This is a genomic window from Pseudomonas sp. LH21, assembly GCF_036549575.1.
GTDB classification, from domain to species: Bacteria; Pseudomonadota; Gammaproteobacteria; order Pseudomonadales; family Pseudomonadaceae; genus Aquipseudomonas; species Aquipseudomonas peradeniyensis.
This window is the reverse complement of sequence record NZ_CP144367.1, coordinates 5381040-5396620: the sequence shown is the minus strand read 5'-3', so window position 1 is coordinate 5396620 and position 15581 is coordinate 5381040. Positions and strand designations below refer to the sequence as shown.

Here is a 15581-nt window from a genome sequence, read left to right as displayed (position 1 = left end):
GCCCTGCGCATCCCTGTGCTAATATCCTGCCCCTGTTCACTTTTCCAAAAATGGGTTGCCCATGAAGTTGTCCATGCCGCGTTTCGATCAAGCCCCGGTACTGGTGGTCGGCGATGTCATGCTCGACCGCTACTGGCATGGCGGTACTTCGCGTATTTCGCCTGAAGCGCCGGTGCCGGTGGTCAAGGTCGATCAGATCGAGGATCGCCCCGGCGGCGCGGCCAACGTGGCCTTGAACATCGCCGCCCTCGGCGCCCCGGCCGCGCTGGTCGGAGTCACCGGCCAGGACGAGGCTGCCGACAGCCTCGCCAACAGCCTGCACGCCGCCGGTGTGCGCTCGATCTTCCAGCGCATTGCCCACCAGCCGACCATCGTCAAGCTGCGGGTGATGAGCCGTCACCAGCAACTGCTGCGCATCGACTTCGAGGAACCGTTCGCCACCGACCCGCTGTCGCTGGGCGCGGAGGTCGATACCCTGCTCGAGGGCGTCAAGGTGCTGGTGCTGTCCGACTACGGCAAGGGCGCACTGCAGAACCATCAGGCGCTGATCCAGGCTGCTCGCGGCAAGGGCATCCCGGTGCTGGCCGACCCCAAGGGCAAGGATTTCTCGATCTACCGCGGTGCCAGCCTGATTACCCCCAACCTCAGCGAGTTCGAGACCATCGTTGGCCGTTGCGCCGATGAAACCGAACTGGTCGCCAAAGGCCTGAAGCTGCTCGAAGAACTGGACCTGGGCGCATTGCTGGTGACCCGAGGCGAGCATGGCATGACCCTGCTGCGCACCGGCCACCCGGCCCTGCACCTGCCGGCTCGCGCCCGCGAGGTGTTCGATGTCACCGGTGCCGGCGATACAGTGATTTCCACCCTTGCCGCCGCCATCGCCGCGGGCGAGGACCTGCCGCATGCCGTCGCCCTGGCCAACCTGGCCGCCGGCATCGTGGTCGGCAAGCTGGGTACCGCCGCCATCAGCGCCCCCGAGCTGCGTCGCGCCATCCAGCGTGAAGAGGGCTCGGAGCGGGGTGTCCTGGGGCTGGAGCAACTGCTGCTGGCCATCGATGATGCCCGTGCGCACAACGAGAAGATCGTCTTCACCAACGGCTGTTTCGATATCCTTCATGCGGGGCACGTGACCTACCTGGAACAGGCTCGCGCCCAGGGTGACCGGTTGATCGTCGCCATCAACGACGATGCCTCGGTCAGCCGCCTGAAGGGCCCGGGCCGGCCGATCAACAGTGTCGATCGACGCATGGCCGTGCTGGCCGGCCTCGGTGCGGTGGACTGGGTCATCAGCTTCCCCGAGGACACGCCAGAGAACCTGCTGCGCCAGGTCAAGCCGGATGTGCTGGTCAAGGGTGGTGACTACGGTATCGACCAGGTGGTCGGCGCCGATATCGTCAAGGCCTATGGCGGCACGGTGAAGGTACTGGGTCTGGTGGAGAACAGCTCGACCACGGCGATCGTCGAGAAGATCCGCAAGCACTGATACGTTGCAGATCGCGGGGCAAGCCCGCTCCCACGAAACATCGGGAGCGGGCTTGCCCCGTGTTCATTTATGCAGCGAGGTCCGCGCACGGGCCAGCAGTTCCCGTGCCTTGTCTCCGAACCGCTTCAGGTGCGACGCCGGCGCGGGCTTGCTTTCGACCAGCCCCTGCTGCTTCAGCCAGTCCTTCCAACGCACCCGTTCATCCCGCACCACCCAGCCATCCTGGCGGGCGAAGCTCTCGGCCAGCCACAGTCCGCGCGTACCCGCAGGTGTCAGCTGGTCCTTCTTCAAGGTATACAGCTCGGCCACGGGTTGACCGTCCTTGAGCGGCATCAGGTAAAGGTCCGGCCGCTTGCGATTGAGCCTGGCCACCAGCTGATCGCCCTCCAGGCGCTCGTCGACGTGGAACAGGCTCAGCGACTTGGCCTCCCGTGGCACCTGCAGGCGCAGGTCGTAGATCAGCTGCAGCGACGCGGTGGGCAGGTGCACATAGGCGCGTGGTCGCTCCAGCAACATCAGGTTGGCGCAATGCACCGGGCGGGCGGCGCCCGACTCGGGCGACAGCACGAACGGCAGGGCCTCGCGATAGTGCAGGGCAGCGGCATAGGGCGCCGGCAGCCAGGTATCGTTGAAGCGTCCGCCCAGCCAGCCCTCGGGGGTTTCCAGCAGGCATTCCTCGGCCACTTCCTGGATCGCCGTGTGCAGCGGCAGGTTCAGCTCGTGGGCCGGGACATAGCCGGAAATCAGCTTGAGCACCACATCGCCACGGTCCTGGCGGCGCTGGCGGACCAGCACCCAGTAGTCGCGCCCCTGCCAGTGCAGGGTCAGGCGCACCGACACGCCGAGGTTGGCCAGTTCCGCGACGAAGTGTTCGGGGTCGGCGACCTGGATGGCCTTGCGCCGCTGCAGGGTCTGGGCGAAATTCAGCGGCATGCCGATGCTCTGGTAGGTCAGGCCTTCAGGCGTGGCCTCGACGTGCAGCGGCAGGGTCTTGAAGTTGCTCGGATTCTTGCGGATCAGCGTACGCGGCACGAGGCTCCTCCTTGCGTTGGGCCCCCGCCCGGGCGGCTCAGGACCGGCCCAGGATGCGGGCGACAGTGGCCACGTTATGGGCCAGGTGCAGCGGGTTGATGGTGCCGACAATGGCACTGCTCACGCCCGGGTGGGCGAACAGCAACTCGAAACTGGCCTGCACCGGATCAACCCCGGGGGCCAGGCAGATATGCCCGCTGGCCAGGGCTTTCTTCACCAGGATGGCCTTGCCGTGTTCGGCAGCGTAGTCCAGCACGGGCCGCTCCGCCTGCTCGTTGAGGTTGTAGGTGACCATGGCGCAATCACCTTGCTCGAGCGCCTTCAGGCCGCCGGCGACGGTCTTGCCGGACAAACCATAGCCGAGGATCTTGCCTTCCTGCTTGAGCGCGGCAAGGGTTTCGTACACCCCCTCCTGCTCGAGGATCGCCAGGTCGTTGCCGTCGGAGTGCACCAGCACCAGCTCGATGCGGTCGGTTTCCAGGCGCCTGAGGCTGCGTTCCACCGACAGGCGGGTATGGGCGGCGCTGAAATCGAAGTGCGACTGGCCGGCTTCGAACTCTTCGCCGACCTTGCTGACGATCACCCACTGGTCGCGCTGGCCGCGCAGCAACGGGCCGAGGCGCTCCTCGCTGCGGCCATAGGCCGGTGCGGTGTCGAGCAGGTTGATGCCCAGCTCGCGGGCCTGGGCGAGCAACAGGCGGGCGGTTTCGTCATCAGGAATGGTGAAACCGTTGGGGTATTTCACGCCCTGGTCGCGGCCAAGCTTGACCGTGCCCAGGCCCAGCGGCGACACCCGCAGGCCGGTGCTGCCCAGGAGGCGGTGATGATCGTGCAGGGTCGGCAGGCTCATGGCAGCAGTTGCTCCCAGGCGGGCAGTGCCAGTGGTGGGCGGGGCAGGTCGGCGAGGTCCGGCTGGCTCGCCGGGCGGATGCCGTCACGTTCGAAGCTGGACAGTACGCGATCGGCGAAGTCCGGCGCCAGGGCCAGCTTGGTCGGCCAGCCGACCAGCAGGCGCTGTTGGTCGGCGAGGAAGGCGTTGTCCGGGCGTACCAGGCCCGATTGCGCGGGCTCGGCACGGTCGACGCGCAGGGTGGCCCAGCGCACCTGGGCCTGGTCGACCCACGGCAACAGGCTGGCGACTTCCTTTTGCGCCGCGGCGATCTGCGCGGCGGGCTCGCGGGCCACGCCATCGGCCTCGGCGATGTCGCCACCCAGGTACCACACCCATTGGCCATCGGCGGCCGGGTGGGTGGTCACGGTGATGCGCGGCTTGGGCCCGCCGCCCAGACAGTGGGCGTACAGCGGCTTGAGGTTGGGGCCCTTGGCCAGGACCATGTGCAGCGGACGGCGCTGCATGGCCGGTTGGCTCAGCCCCAGGGCATGCAGCAGCGCTTCGGTGCCGCCACCGGCGCTGAGGACAATACGTTGGGCGCGGATCTCGCGGCCATCGACTACCAGCCCGGCCAGTTCGTCGCCATCGCGCAGCGGCTCGATACGCTCGCCGGCCAGCAGGCTGTCGCCCGCCAGCTGCGCCAGGTTGGCCAGCAGGCTGGGCACGTCGATGACCAGTTCGGCCAGGCGGTAGACCTTGCCCTTGAACGCGCGGTCCTGCAGGGCCGGCGGCAGTTGCTCGCCCTTGACCTGGTCGACCCGGCCACGCACGGCCTTGCTGGCGAAGAAACTGGTGAGGTTGCCGGCCAGGGTGCCGGGGGACCACAGGTAGTGGGCGTCGGACAGCAGGCGGGTATCAGTCAGGTCCAGCTCGCCGTTGCCGGCCAGCGCTTCGCGCCAGCGCCGCGGCATGTCGGCGATGGCTTCGGAGGCGCCGCTGAGGGCGCCGTGCAGGGCGTATTTGGTGCCACCGTGGATGATGCCTTGCGACTTGATGGTCTGCTCGCCACCCAGGCTGGCGCGCTCCACCAGCACCGTCGAATAGCCCAGGCGTCGGAGCCGGGCATTGAGCCAGAGGCCTGCGACCCCGGCGCCGACGATCAGCACGTCAGTGGTAATGGCGGATGGCATGCGGGCACCTCGAAAACTGGGACAGGTGCGCAGTATACAGGCTGTAACCGGGGGAGAGGACCGTGGGAGCGGGCTTAGTGTCCGGCAGTATTGGAAAACACCTGGATCACCACCACCCCGCCGACGATCATGGCCATGCCCAGCATCGCCGGCACATCCAGCTTCTGCCCATAGATCACCAGCGCCGCGATGCTGATCAGCACGATGCCCAGCCCCGACCAGATCGCATAGGCGATGCCCACCGGAATGCTGCGCACCACCAGGGTCAGCATCCAGAACGCCACGCCGTAGCCGCAGACCATCAGCAGCAGTGGCAGCGGCGTGTTCAACCCCTTGACCGCCTTCATGGAGGCGGTGGCGATGACTTCGGCGCAGATGGCGATGGCGAGATAGGTATAGGCGTTCATGGTGCGGGTCCTCCGTTGCTGGATGGGCATTCTAGGGAATCCCTGGATGCGGTAAAGTCATTACCTATCTGCTTTGGAGATAGGCTTGCTATGACTGAACACTGGAGCCTCGAGCAACTGCGCCTGTTCGTGCGGGCCGCCGAATTGCGTTCGTTTTCCGCCGTGGCCCGCGAGCAGCGCAAGGCCCAGTCGGCGATCAGCAGTGCCATCGCCTTGCTCGAGACGGACCTGGGCGTGACCCTGTTCGAGCGCAGCAGCGGGCGGCAGCCGCGTCTGACTGAGAGCGGCGCCGCGCTGCTGGAGGACGCCCGCGAGCTGTTGCGCCAGTGCGAACGCCTGGATGGCCGGGCGCTGGCCTTGATGCGCGGGCAGGAGGCGTTGTTGCGGGTGGCCCAGGACGAGGCCATGCCCTACCAGCCGGTGATCGACAGCCTCGACGAGCTGGCGGCGCGTTACCCTTACCTGGAAGTGCAACTGGCCAGCGGTGCCCAGGGCGATGTGGCGCGCAAGCTGGTGGAGCGGCGCGCCGACCTGGGCTTGTTCTTCCACCACGAAAGCATCCCCGCCTCGCTGGAGCGGCGCGCCCTGGGCAGCGTCGAGATGGTCACGGTGTGCGCCATCGACCACCCGCTGGCGCACCTGGCCAAGGTCAGCCGCCAGCAACTGGCCCGCCACCGCCAGCTGTTGATCACCCCGCAGCAGAGCGGCTACCCCGGCGGCGAGGCGATCAGCCCGCAGGTCTGGCGCGCCGACAGTTTCTACGCCATGGCCGAGTTGCTGATGCGCGGCCTGGGCTGGGCCTGGCTGCCCCGGCATGTGGTGCAGTACCCCACCTACCAGACGCAGATGGTAGAGTTGGACAGCGAGTGGCGCCCGCCGGCGCTGGTGGCGGAGCTGGCCTGGCGGCGCGACGAACCGTTGGGTCCGGCCGCGCAGTGGCTGGCCGAGCGCTTCGCCGTGCACCTGCGGGCGATTGGCTGACAGGCCTTTTCATCCAGTTCCTAGTAAACTCCGCCGCCATGAACAGAACCCTCTATACCCTGCTGTTTCACCTGGGCCTGCCGCTGGTCGCGCTGCGCCTGTTCCTGCGCGGGCGCAAGGCGCCGGCGTACCGTGCGCGGATTGCCGAGCGCTTCGCCTGCAAGCTGCCGCCGATGCGCCAGGGCGGCATCTGGGTGCATGCGGTTTCGGTGGGCGAGAGCATCGCCGCCGCGCCGATGGTGCGGGCCCTGCTCAAGCAGTACCCGGACCTGCCGATCACGCTCACCTGCATGACCCCGACCGGCTCCGAGCGCATCCGCGCGATGTTCGAGGGCGAGCCACGGGTGCAACACTGCTACCTGCCTTACGACCTGCCGTGGGCGGCCGGGCGTTTCCTCGACCATGTGCGCCCGCGCCTGGGCATCATCATGGAAACCGAGCTGTGGCCGAACCACATCCACCAGTGCGCCAGGCGCGGCATTCCCGTAGCGCTGGCCAATGCCCGGCTGTCCGAGCGCTCGGCCCGTGGCTATGCCCGCTTCGCCGGCCTGACCCGGCCGATGCTCGAGGAGATGAGCCTGATCGCCGTGCAGACCGAAACCGAGGCCGAGCGCTTCCGTGCGCTCGGTGCGCGCGATGAATGCGTACAGGTGACCGGTTCGATCAAGTTCGACCTGAAGATCGACGATCAACTGCTGCCACGGGCCGTTGCATTGCGCGAGCAGTGGGCTGCCCGGCAGCGTCCGGTGTGGATTGCCGCCAGTACCCATGATGGCGAAGACGCGTTGATTCTCGAGGCTCATCGTGAGCTGCTGAAGGTCCACAGCGATGCGTTGCTGATCCTGGTGCCGCGCCATCCCGAGCGTTTCGCGGCAGTGCATGAACTGTGCGCCGGCCAGTTCAGCACGGTGCGCCGCTCGACCGGCGACGCGGTCACGGCGCAGACCCAGGTGCTGCTGGGCGACACCATGGGTGAGCTGCTGTTCCTCTATGCCCTGGCCGACATCGCCTTCGTCGGTGGCAGCCTGGTGGCCACCGGCGGGCATAACCCGCTGGAGCCGGCGGCGCTGGCGCTGCCGGTGCTCATGGGGCCGCATGTGTTCAACTTCCTCGAGATCAGCGCGATGCTGCGCGAGGCGGGGGCGTTGCAGCAGGTGGACGACGCCGAAGGGCTGGCCGGGGCGGTGCGTCGGTTGGTCGAGCTGCCGCAGGATGCGCGGCGCATGGGCGAGGCGGGCAGGGCGGTGATGCGGGCCAACCAGGGGGCGTTGCAGCGGTTGCTGGATGGGCTGGGACGACTTCTGAACTGATGATCCTGTAGGCGTTCGTGGGAGCGGGCTTGCCCCGCGATAGGGCCCGACCAGGCAATATCACTGCCTGATCGGGCCCTATCGCGGGGCAAGCCCGCTCCCACGAAGCCCGTCCCTACAGGTGGTCCATGGCCTTCAAGGCCGGCGTTCGAAATTCTTCGCCGCCGCCGCCGCCAGGTCCGGTGGCAGGAAATCCTTGTCCGGGTTGTAGTCGGCTTTCAGGTACCGCCCCAGGTCCTGCAGGTCCTGCGGGCTCAGGGTGCCGGCGGCCTGCTTCAGGCGCAGGTTGTCGAGGATGTAGTCATAGCGGCTGTTGTTGTAGTCACGCACCGAGGTGTACAGCTGACGCTGCGCGTCGAGCACGTCGACGATGTTGCGGGTGCCGACCTGGTAGCCGATCTCGGTGGCCTCCAGCGCGCTCTGGTTGGAGATGATCGACTGCTTGCGCGCCTGCACCTGCTCCACGTCGGTGTTCACCGCCCGGTGCAGGTTGCGGGTGTTCTCCACCACCTGGCGGCGCAGGCTTTCGCGCTGCTGCTCGCTCTGGGTCAGGCGGGCGTAGGCCTCGCGTACCTGGGAGCTGGTCAGGCCGCCGCTGTAGATCGGGATGTTCAACTGCAGGCCGACACTGGTCTGCTCGACATCGCCGCCGTAGCGCACGCCGTTCTGCGAAGGGTTGGTGAAACCGAGGTTGTCGTTGTCGCCCTTCTGGTACTTGGCCACCGCGTCGAGGGTCGGCGCATGGCCGGCCTTGCGCTGGCGCACGGTCTCCTCGGCCGCCGCCACGGCGTGGTTGGTCGCCAGCAGGTTGAGGTTCTGCCGCCCGGCGGTCTCGACCCAGGCCTTGGCGTCGTTGGGCGTGGGCACCTGCACCGGGAGGGTGTGGACGACGCCCTGGATCGCCGAGTACTGGCGGTTGGTCAAGGTGATCAAGGCTTCGAAGGCATCCTGCACCTGGCGCTCGGCGATGATCCGGTTGGCCCGGGCGGTGTCGTAGCTGGCCTGGGACTGCAGCACGTCGGTCTTGTCCGAGAGGCCGACGTCGAAGCGCTCGTTGGACTGGTCGAGCTGGCGCTTGAAGGCCGCTTCTTCAGCCTTGGTCGAGGCCAGGTTGTCCTGGGCGCGCAGCACCGCGAAGTAGTTCTCGGCGCTCTGCAGGATCAGGTTCTGCTCGGTGGCCGACAGTTCCAGGGCGGCCTGTTCGTTGACCGACTCGGCGGCTTGCAACTGGAACCAGCGGTCGGCACGGAAGATCGGCTGCGCCAGGGTCGCGCTCCAGGCGTTGCCGCTGCGGTTGGAGGTGACCGAGGGCTCGTCGAGCTTGGTCCGGGTGTTCATCATTTCGGCGCCGGCCGAAAGGTTCGGCAACAGGCCGGCGCGGGCCTGGGGCACCACTTCACGGCGGGCGCCGTAGTCGGCGCGGGCGGCGGCCAGGTCGGCGTTGTTGTCGACTGCTTCCTGGTAGACGCTGACCAGGTCGGTCTTTACCGTCGTGGGCGTATCCACTGCCCAGGCCACTCCGTGGGACGCACAAGACACGGCAATTGCCAGTGAGAGTTTGCGCAGCATAGGGCAATCCTTGATCAAATTTTATTTACTGTACTGTCGGGTATCGAGCGATGCGCCAGTGTAGTGCCGCCCGCCGTCATCAACAATCCACCGTGTGTGCCATTTATCACCCCCGGATTTACCCGCTTGGCTTTGCCGGCCACTCCAGTCTAGACTGCGCATGTTCTTGTCGGGGTGCCTTGAAGCAAAGGCTGAGATCGCAGAGGTGCGGATCCCGTTGAACCTGATCAGGTTAGCGCCTGCGTAGGGAACAAGATTGCTCTCATATCCCGGGAGCCTCTTGTGCCAGGTCCGGGATCGCCACAGCTGCTTGCAGCCCACGGCTCCCCATGTCCGGCACTGCACTCGTCAACACGGGTGCGTCCACGCCTTTCAGGTTCACCCCGACATTCCACCGCCTGGAAGCTGTCTGGAGAGCCTGTGATGAGCAAACAAGAAAAAACAATCAGTCTGAGCGAGTCGGCCCAAGTCGACCAACAGTCCGTGCAACCCCTGCCCAATTCGCGCAAGGTCTATGTCGAAGGTTCGCGCCCCGACATCCGCGTGCCCATGCGCGAGATCAGCCTGCACGACACCCCCACCGATTTCGGCGGCGAAAAGAATGCCCCGGTGCTGGTGTATGACACTTCCGGCCCGTACACCGACCCCAATGTCATCATCGATGTGCGCAAGGGCCTGGGCGATGTGCGCTCGGCCTGGATCGACGCCCGTGGCGACACCGAGCGCCTGGATGGCCTGAGCTCGAACTTCGGCCAGCAGCGCCTGAACGACGCGGAGCTGGCCAAGCTGCGCTTCGCCCATGTGCGCAACCCGCGCCGCGCCAAGGCCGGTGCCAACGTCACGCAGATGCACTACGCGCGCCAGGGCATCATCACCGCCGAGATGGAATACGTCGCCATCCGCGAAAACATGAAGCTGCAGGAAGCCCGCGCCGCCGGCCTGCTGAACCAGCAGCACGCGGGCCACAGCTTCGGCGCCAGCATCCCGAAAGAAATCACCCCCGAGTTCGTCCGCGAAGAGATCGCCCGCGGCCGCGCGATCATTCCGGCCAACATCAACCACACCGAGCTGGAGCCGATGATCATCGGCCGCAACTTCCTGGTGAAGATCAACGGCAACATCGGCAACAGCGCCCTGGGTTCCTCGATCGAGGAAGAAGTGGCCAAGCTGACCTGGGGCATCCGCTGGGGCTCGGACACGGTCATGGACCTGTCCACCGGCAAGCACATTCACGAGACCCGCGAGTGGATCATCCGCAACTCGCCGGTGCCGATCGGTACCGTGCCGATCTACCAGGCCCTGGAGAAGGTCAACGGCGTGGCCGAGGACCTGACCTGGGAGCTGTTCCGCGACACCCTGATCGAACAGGCCGAGCAGGGCGTGGACTACTTCACCATCCACGCCGGCGTGCTGCTGCGCTATGTGCCACTGACCGCCAAGCGCGTCACCGGCATCGTCAGCCGCGGCGGCTCGATCATGGCCAAGTGGTGCCTGGCGCACCATAAAGAGAACTTCCTGTACACGCATTTCGACGAGATCTGCGAGATCATGAAGGCCTACGACGTCAGCTTCTCGCTGGGCGACGGCCTGCGCCCGGGCTCGATCGCCGACGCCAACGACGCCGCCCAGTTCGGTGAGCTGGAAACCCTCGGCGAGCTGACCAAGATCGCCTGGAAGCACGACGTGCAGTGCATGATCGAAGGCCCCGGCCACGTGCCGATGCAGTTGATCAAGGAGAACATGGACAAGCAGCTCGAGTGCTGCGACGAGGCGCCGTTCTACACCCTCGGCCCGCTGACCACCGATATCGCCCCGGGCTACGACCACATCACCTCAGGAATAGGCGCGGCGATGATCGGCTGGTTCGGTTGCGCCATGCTCTGCTACGTCACGCCCAAGGAGCACCTGGGCCTGCCGAACAAGGATGACGTGAAGACCGGCATCATCACCTACAAGATCGCTGCCCATGCCGCGGACCTTGCCAAGGGCCACCCGGGCGCGCAGATTCGTGACAATGCGCTGTCCAAGGCGCGCTTCGAATTCCGCTGGGAAGACCAGTTCAACCTCGGCCTGGACCCGGATACCGCGCGTTCCTTCCACGACGAGACGCTGCCCAAGGAGTCGGCCAAGGTCGCGCACTTCTGCTCGATGTGCGGGCCGAAGTTCTGCTCGATGAAGATTACCCAGGAAGTGCGTGAGTACGCGGCCAAGATCGAGACCGTTGACGTGACGGTCGAACAGGGCATGCGTGAGCAGTCCGAGCGGTTCCGCCAGGAAGGCAGCCAGTTGTACCAGAAGGTGTAAGTAGACCTTGGGGGCCGCTTTGCGGCCCTTTCGCGGCACAAGGCCGCTCCTACAGGGACCGCGCAGGCCTCTGTAGGAGCGGCCTTGTGCCGCGAAACGAGGACGTAGTCCTCGCCAGTAACAACTCCAATATTCCGGCGAGCCCCTCCATGACCACCCCCAGCCACTTCTCCCCAGATCATCCGGTCCCCTCCCACCACCGCCAGTTCGGCGCCCGCGACCTGTTCTCGTTGTGGTTCTCCCTCGGCATCGGCCTGATGGTGCTGCAGGTCGGTGCCCTGCTGGCGCCGGGCCTGGGCCTGGCCGGCTCGATCCTGGCTATCACCCTCGGCACGGCGGTGGGCGTGCTGCTGCTGGCCGCGGCGGGGGTGATTGGCAGCGACACCGGCCTCTCGGCCATGGCCACCCTGCGCCTGACCCTGGGCAGCCATGGCGCGCGCCTGCCAGCCTTGCTCAACCTCCTGCAGCTGGTGGGCTGGGGGTCGTTCGAGATCATCGTCATGCGCGACGCCGCCAGCCTGCTGGGCGCCCGTGCCTTCGGCGAGGGCAGCGGCTGGAGCAGCCCGCTGCTGTGGACCCTGTGCTTCGGCGCCCTGGCCACCCTGCTGGCGGTCAGCGGACCGTTGGCGTTCGTGCGCAAGGTGCTGCGCAAATGGGGCATCTGGCTGCTGCTGGGTGCCTGCATCTGGCTGACCTGGAACCTGTTCGCCAAGGCCGACCTGGCCGCGCTGTGGCAGCGCCCGGGAGATGGTTCGCTGTCCCTGGCCCTGGGCTTCGACATCGTCATCGCCATGCCGCTGTCGTGGCTGCCGCTGATCGCTGACTATTCACGCTTCGGCCAGCGGGCCAGCCGGGTGTTCGGTGGCACGGCGCTGGGCTTTTTCATTGGCAATGCCTGGCTGATGAGCCTGGGCGTGGCCTATACCCTGGCCTTCGCTCCGAGCGGTGAAGTAAATGCGTTGCTGCTGGCGCTGGCCGGCGCTGGGCTGGGCATTCCGCTGCTGCTGATCCTGCTGGACGAGTCGGAGAACGCCTTTGCCGATATCCACTCGGCAGCCGTTTCCACCGGGCTGCTGGTCAAGCTCAAGGTCGAGCACCTGGCCTTGGCCATCGGCGTGTTGTGCACGCTGATCGCCCTGCTGGCGCCGCTGGCCCAGTACCAGAACTTCCTGCTGCTGATCGGCTCGGTGTTCGCACCGCTGTTCGGCGTGGTGCTGGTGGATCATTTCGTGGTCCGTCGCCGTCGCCTGCCGGCGCTGGTCGAGGGCTTGCACTGGCAGGCGCTGCTGGCCTGGGCGGTGGGGGTGGCGGCCTATCACCTGCTGGCCAGCCAGGCACCGGAGCTGGGGGCGACCCTGCCGGCACTGCTGCTGGCAGGGGGGCTGCATCTGCTGCTATCGCTCAGCCGCGGCCGGGAAACAGCTCGGGCTTGATCACGCCGTTCAGGCGTGGGTAGGGGATCTTCAGCTCGACGTGGCCCATGGAGTAGGGGGCGATGGCGTAGACCTCGTACTTGATCACCACCGCGCCGTAGGTCAGGGCGATGTGCGGTGACTGCTTGAAAGGCCAGGTCTTGACGAACTCGGGGTCCTTGTCCATGCCGGTGCTGATCAGCCAGGCGCGGTGGGACTCCTCGGCGGTCTTCCAGAAGGTCGCTTCCTGGCCGGGCACCAGCATGTCGTCCAGGGTCAGCACCTTGTCCAGCTTGCGCGAGTAGTTGATGAAGCCGCGCCCGGGCATGCCATGGGCACCGCCGCTGTCCAGGTAGCTGGACAGCTCGACGATCACCAGCCCGTCATGCTGCTCGCGTACCTTGGCCTGCAGGTAGCTGCTGTTGCGCTTGTCGGCGCGGGCCAGGTACTGCTGTTCATAGGCTTGCAGCGAGGCTGGCGGGGTGCCGCGCTGGTTGTCCTCGGTCAGCATCAGCAGGCGTTTCTCGACGATGGCGTCGAGCTTGGGCAGGTCGGGGAAGTGCACCACGTCGATGTTGACCAGCGGGCAGTCGCTCTCGCTGCAGCCGGGCTTGACGTGTTCCCAGGCCTCGCGCTTGACCTCGAGCGGGGCGCGGTAATTGGGCGTGAACAGGCTCTGGCAGGCGCCGAGCGCCAAGGCCAGAACGGCCACGGAAGTCAGTTTGACAAGCGTCATGTTGCCTCTTTCACAACGGTGATGATCGGCCTTGGACCGCCTGCGCGGCCTTCAGTTCGCCACTAAGCTAACAGAGAGCGGCGCGCCTGTCCCGGCTGCCCGAACGGTCGCCGGAAAGGGATGAAACCGGGCGGCGCGCAGAGTAGGATTGCGCGATGCGGTAAACGAGGTATCAAGGAGTTTGCATGACGGACACGTCAAATACTGTGCCCACCCAGGTCGAAATCGCCCGGCGTGAGCATCTGTTCAAGGGCTTCTACAAGCTCGACAAGCTGCACCTGCGCCACGAATTGTTCGCCGGCGGCATGAGCCGCGAGTTCACCCGCGAGCTGTTCGTGCGCCATGACGCCGTCTGTGTGCTGCCCTACGATCCGCAGCGCGACGAAGTGGTGCTGATCGAGCAGTTTCGAGTCGGCGCGGTGGGCAAGATCGATAATCCCTGGCTGATCGAGATGGTCGCCGGCCTGATCGACAAGGACGAGGAGCCGGAAGAGGTCGCTCACCGTGAAGCCGATGAGGAAGCTGGCCTGACCTTCAGCGCGCTGTGGCCGATGACCTGCTACTTCCCCTCGCCAGGCGGCAGCGACGAGTACGTCCACCTGTTCCTGGGCCGTTGCATCAGCGAGGGCGCCGGTGGCCTGCATGGCCTGGAAGACGAGAGCGAGGACATCCGCGTGCGTGTCTGGGCATTCGAGGATGCCCTGCAGGCGGTGCGTGACGGGCGTATCTGCAACGCCGCCACGATCATTGGCCTGCAATGGCTGGCACTCAACCGTGACGAAGTTCGAGGTATGTGGAAGTGAACCTGCTGCGTGAGCGCTATCGGGTCGACCTGGTCGGGCTGCAGTCGGCCTGCGAGGCCAACTATGCCCGCCTGATGCGCCTGTTGCCGGAGATGCGCACCACGCAGAGCTCGCGCCGCATCGGCATGACCCAGGGCGACCAGATGCTCGGCGTGCTGGTGCTCGAAGTGCTGCTGGCCTGTCCCTATACCACCACCCTGAAGGTGCGCCAGGAGCACAGCCTGCCTTGGCTGCCGGTGCCCGAGCTGGAAGTGCAGGTCTACCATGACGCGCGCATGGCCGAGGTGGTCAGCGCCGAGCATGCCCGCCGCCTGCGCAGCATCTACCCGTACCCCAACACGGCAATGCACCAGCCGGACGAGAAGGCCCAGCTCAACCTGTTTCTCGGCGAATGGCTGAGCCACTGCCTGGCCTGCGGCCACGAACTGGAAGCGGTGCGCTGAAATGTGATGCGCGTCGGTTTCGAGTACTTGCTCGAAACCGATCCGCCGCCATAATCGGTGCTGAATCCGTTCGAGGAGACGGCCGTTGCCGCAACCACACTCACTTCCGTCACCCATCCATGTGGTGCAACTGACTGACGCCCACCTGTTCGCCGATCCGGCGGGCACCTTGCTGGGCCTGAATACCCGCGCAAGCCTCGGGCATGTGATCGAGCAGGTGCGCCGCGAGCAGGCGCGCATCGACCTGCTGCTGTGCACGGGCGATCTGTCGCAGGATGCCAGCGTCGCCTCCTACCATGCTTTCAGCGAGTTGACTTCGAAGTTGGGGGCGCCGGCGCGCTGGCTGCCGGGCAATCATGACGAGGCCCAGGTGATGCAGACCGTGGCGCCGGAGCTGGTGCAGGCGGTGACGGACATTGGCCAATGGCGCATCGTCATGCTCGATTCGGCAGTGGTGGGTGCCACCTTCGGTTTGTTGGCTGACGACCAGTTGGCGGTGCTTGACCAGGCTCTGGACGGGGCAGGCGAGCGCCATTGCCTGGTGTGCTGCCATCACCAACCGGTGGATATCGGTTGTGCGTGGATTGCACCGATCGGGTTGCGCAATGCCGATGAGTTGTTGAAGCGCTTGCGCAGTTATCCACAAGTGAAGGCGCTGCTTTGGGGGCATATTCACCAGGAGTGGGATGAAGAGCGCGATGGTATCCGTTTCCTTGCCACGCCATCGACCTGCATTCAGTTCGCGCCGCGCAGCGAGGATTTCAAGGTGAGCGAGGAGCAGCCGGGCTACCGCTGGTTGCGGCTGCATGCCGACGGGCGGTTGGAGACTGGCGTGGAGCGGGCGCGCGATTTCGAGGTGAAGCTGGACTTCGATAGCCCAGGCTATTAAATGCGTCGCGTTTCCTGTGGGAGCGGGTTTACCCGCGAACACCGGCGAAGCCGGTGCCAGCCACCGCAGCGCTTGCTTCGCGGGTAAACCCGCTCCCACAGGGGGCAGTACCTTGTCCCAGATTTTGTTGCGAAAATCCCCACGCTGCGCCAATGCCCTTCGAACGCGCTACACTGCGCGTCTTTGCGTC

At 66.1% G+C, this 15581-nt stretch carries 14 protein-coding genes and 1 riboswitch; of the genes, 8 read left to right on the top strand and 6 right to left on the bottom strand.

Annotation, left to right across the window (positions count from 1 at the left end; genetic code table 11):
- The first annotated feature begins 61 nt into the window (after window positions 1-61).
- Window positions 62-1483, top strand: coding sequence for a bifunctional D-glycero-beta-D-manno-heptose-7-phosphate kinase/D-glycero-beta-D-manno-heptose 1-phosphate adenylyltransferase HldE (gene hldE / locus VUG52_RS24615; RefSeq protein WP_050707187.1), 1422 nt, complete (start codon window positions 62-64; stop codon window positions 1481-1483).
- Between the two features lie 63 nt (window positions 1484-1546).
- On the opposite strand, the gene VUG52_RS24610 is transcribed toward hldE, so the two are convergent.
- The 4 genes from VUG52_RS24610 to VUG52_RS24595 all read right to left on the bottom strand — a co-directional run bounded on the left by VUG52_RS24610 (window position 1547) and on the right by VUG52_RS24595 (window position 4944).
- Window positions 1547-2515 (bottom strand): hypothetical protein, encoded by a 969-nt coding sequence (locus VUG52_RS24610; RefSeq protein WP_050707186.1) that lies wholly within the window; start codon window positions 2513-2515, stop codon window positions 1547-1549.
- Window positions 2516-2552: 37 nt separating this feature from the next.
- The gene (locus VUG52_RS24605) at window positions 2553-3365 is read right to left on the bottom strand and encodes an aldo/keto reductase (protein ID WP_050707185.1); all 813 of its coding nucleotides are present in this window, start codon (window positions 3363-3365) and stop codon (window positions 2553-2555) included.
- Entirely contained in the window at window positions 3362-4537 is a 1176-nt protein-coding gene (locus VUG52_RS24600) for an NAD(P)/FAD-dependent oxidoreductase (protein ID WP_050707184.1), read from the bottom strand. The genes VUG52_RS24605 and VUG52_RS24600 overlap by 4 nt, the downstream gene beginning before the upstream one ends.
- A 74-nt stretch (window positions 4538-4611) precedes the next feature.
- A complete protein-coding gene (locus VUG52_RS24595; protein ID WP_050707183.1) occupies window positions 4612-4944 on the bottom strand; it encodes a DMT family transporter in 333 nt (110 codons plus the stop codon).
- 90 nt (window positions 4945-5034) lie between these two features.
- On the opposite strand from VUG52_RS24595, the gene VUG52_RS24590 reads away from it, so the two are divergent.
- Both VUG52_RS24590 and waaA read left to right on the top strand, forming a co-directional pair.
- Window positions 5035-5925, top strand: a complete 891-nt coding sequence (locus VUG52_RS24590) for a LysR family transcriptional regulator (RefSeq protein ID WP_050707182.1) — start codon at window positions 5035-5037, stop codon at window positions 5923-5925.
- Between the two features lie 38 nt (window positions 5926-5963).
- Window positions 5964-7235 (top strand): lipid IV(A) 3-deoxy-D-manno-octulosonic acid transferase, encoded by a 1272-nt coding sequence (gene waaA / locus VUG52_RS24585; RefSeq protein ID WP_050707181.1) that lies wholly within the window; start codon window positions 5964-5966, stop codon window positions 7233-7235.
- A gap of 135 nt (window positions 7236-7370) precedes the next feature.
- On the opposite strand, the gene VUG52_RS24580 is transcribed toward waaA, so the two are convergent.
- On the bottom strand, window positions 7371-8804 hold the full coding sequence (locus VUG52_RS24580) for a TolC family outer membrane protein (protein WP_220689947.1): 1434 nt from the start codon (window positions 8802-8804) through the stop codon (window positions 7371-7373).
- A gap of 160 nt (window positions 8805-8964) precedes the next feature.
- Window positions 8965-9071: riboswitch (TPP riboswitch) on the top strand.
- A 156-nt stretch (window positions 9072-9227) separates the two neighbouring features.
- Between VUG52_RS24580 and thiC the strand changes: the two genes are divergently transcribed.
- Both thiC and cytX read left to right on the top strand, forming a co-directional pair.
- Entirely contained in the window at window positions 9228-11108 is a 1881-nt protein-coding gene (gene thiC / locus VUG52_RS24575; RefSeq protein ID WP_050707179.1) for a phosphomethylpyrimidine synthase ThiC, read from the top strand.
- 149 nt (window positions 11109-11257) lie between these two features.
- The gene (cytX, locus tag VUG52_RS24570) at window positions 11258-12541 is read left to right on the top strand and encodes a putative hydroxymethylpyrimidine transporter CytX (protein WP_050707178.1); all 1284 of its coding nucleotides are present in this window, start codon (window positions 11258-11260) and stop codon (window positions 12539-12541) included.
- Here the strand turns inward: cytX and VUG52_RS24565 are convergent.
- Window positions 12510-13256, bottom strand: a complete 747-nt coding sequence (locus tag VUG52_RS24565) for an RsiV family protein (RefSeq protein ID WP_050707177.1) — start codon at window positions 13254-13256, stop codon at window positions 12510-12512. The two genes, cytX and VUG52_RS24565, sit on opposite strands and share 32 nt — an antisense overlap.
- Before the next feature lie 185 nt (window positions 13257-13441).
- Here VUG52_RS24565 and VUG52_RS24560 point away from each other — a divergent pair, with 185 nt between their 5' ends.
- The 3 genes from VUG52_RS24560 (at window position 13442) to cpdA (ending at window position 15391) form a co-directional block, all read left to right on the top strand.
- A complete protein-coding gene (locus tag VUG52_RS24560; RefSeq protein WP_050707176.1) occupies window positions 13442-14059 on the top strand; it encodes an NUDIX domain-containing protein in 618 nt (205 codons plus the stop codon).
- Window positions 14050-14502 carry a DUF1249 domain-containing protein gene (locus VUG52_RS24555; RefSeq protein WP_050707175.1) on the top strand — a complete coding sequence of 151 codons (453 nt, stop codon included), beginning with the start codon at window positions 14050-14052 and terminating at the stop codon, window positions 14500-14502. Before VUG52_RS24560 ends, VUG52_RS24555 begins: the two co-directional genes overlap by 10 nt.
- Before the next feature lie 85 nt (window positions 14503-14587).
- The gene (gene cpdA / locus VUG52_RS24550; RefSeq protein ID WP_050707174.1) at window positions 14588-15391 is read left to right on the top strand and encodes a 3',5'-cyclic-AMP phosphodiesterase; all 804 of its coding nucleotides are present in this window, start codon (window positions 14588-14590) and stop codon (window positions 15389-15391) included.
- Window positions 15392-15581: the final 190 nt, after the last annotated feature.

Coding starts and splice junctions, on each gene's coding strand:
- hldE (WP_050707187.1), top strand. CDS start 62: ATGAAGTTGTCCATGCCGCGTTTCGATCAAGCCCCGGTACTGGTGGTC.
- VUG52_RS24605 (WP_050707185.1), bottom strand. CDS start 3,365: ATGAGCCTGCCGACCCTGCACGATCATCACCGCCTCCTGGGCAGCACC.
- VUG52_RS24600 (WP_050707184.1), bottom strand. CDS start 4,537: ATGCCATCCGCCATTACCACTGACGTGCTGATCGTCGGCGCCGGGGTC.
- VUG52_RS24595 (WP_050707183.1), bottom strand. CDS start 4,944: ATGAACGCCTATACCTATCTCGCCATCGCCATCTGCGCCGAAGTCATC.
- VUG52_RS24590 (WP_050707182.1), top strand. CDS start 5,035: ATGACTGAACACTGGAGCCTCGAGCAACTGCGCCTGTTCGTGCGGGCC.
- waaA (WP_050707181.1), top strand. CDS start 5,964: ATGAACAGAACCCTCTATACCCTGCTGTTTCACCTGGGCCTGCCGCTG.
- VUG52_RS24580 (WP_220689947.1), bottom strand. CDS start 8,804: ATGCTGCGCAAACTCTCACTGGCAATTGCCGTGTCTTGTGCGTCCCAC.
- thiC (WP_050707179.1), top strand. CDS start 9,228: ATGAGCAAACAAGAAAAAACAATCAGTCTGAGCGAGTCGGCCCAAGTC.
- cytX (WP_050707178.1), top strand. CDS start 11,258: ATGACCACCCCCAGCCACTTCTCCCCAGATCATCCGGTCCCCTCCCAC.
- VUG52_RS24565 (WP_050707177.1), bottom strand. CDS start 13,256: ATGACGCTTGTCAAACTGACTTCCGTGGCCGTTCTGGCCTTGGCGCTC.
- VUG52_RS24560 (WP_050707176.1), top strand. CDS start 13,442: ATGACGGACACGTCAAATACTGTGCCCACCCAGGTCGAAATCGCCCGG.